1 protein-coding gene is annotated in these 1,052 nt (G+C 40.4%); it reads left to right on the forward strand.

All coding sequences use genetic code 11. The features are described 5' to 3' along the window. Positions 1 to 195 precede the first annotated feature (195 nt). Positions 196 to 1,052 (forward strand): MupG family TIM beta-alpha barrel fold protein (locus tag B2V22_RS00115; RefSeq protein WP_290489757.1); only part of this gene is annotated, 857 nt, incomplete at its 3' end.

Below are 1,052 nucleotides of genomic sequence, written 5' to 3' on the forward strand. Positions count from 1 at the left end.
GTCCTATATATTGTAGAGCCATAAGATAGCTTGGGTCTTTTTTTAACGAATGGTGTAATTTAATTTCATTCACATTAATTTATTAATGATAATTTGTAATTTATTGAAAAAATATTTCAAAGTGCTATAATGAATTTCAAGTAAAACATTTTTGAACTAAAAGAAAACAAGTTAAAGGCTGAATGAGGTGAGTATATGTATGGTTTTTCCGTATATTTAAATGAGGCAATTGACCGTGATTATATTGACCGCATGGTTGCTTCTGGTTTTACTGGTATTTTTACGTCAATCCATATTCCAGAAGATGATCCCACCGCTTATCTAGATCGGATGCGGGACCTTGGCGCCATTGCGAAGGCTTACGATTTGTCGCTAGTCGTGGATATTTCAGGAACCAGTCTCCATAAAATTGGTGGGTCATTTGAAGATATCAGGCCGATTATCAATCTAGGGATTACGGGTTTGCGAATTGATTATGGCATTGGTTTTGAAACGGTGGCTGGTTTAAGTCATGAAATTCATATCGCTTTAAATGCCAGCACACTGACAGCACAAGATCTAGACCAACTCCACTATTATCAAGCAGATTTAAGCCATATTACCGCTTGGCATAACTACTACCCGCGCCCAGAAACTGGCTTAGACATGGATAGCTTTAAACGCCACAACCATTGGCTGAAGTCAACGGGTCTTCGGACCATGGCTTTTGTCCCTGGTGATGACAGAATGAGGGGGCCAATCCATGCGGGCTTGCCGACGGTTGAAGCCCACCGAAGTCTGCATCCTTTGGCGGGAACCTTAGATTTAATCACTAATGGGCATATTGACGATGTCTATATCGGTGACCCAGCAATTTCACGAGAAGCCCTTTTTCAATTTAAAGAATATATTGAAAAAAACCGGATTTGTTTAAGGGTGGAAAGTGCAAGCGACGCGGTTGCTGAACAAGTGGAATGGATTTTAGGGGACCATATTAATCGGCAAGATGCGGCAGCTTTAGTGGTTAGAAGCCAGGAATCAAGACGACAATTAAGTTCAAATAACCCAATCAA

It is taken from the genome of Aerococcus sp. UBA6277 (genome assembly GCF_002440555.1).
Taxonomy (GTDB): Bacteria; Bacillota; Bacilli; order Lactobacillales; family Aerococcaceae; genus Aerococcus.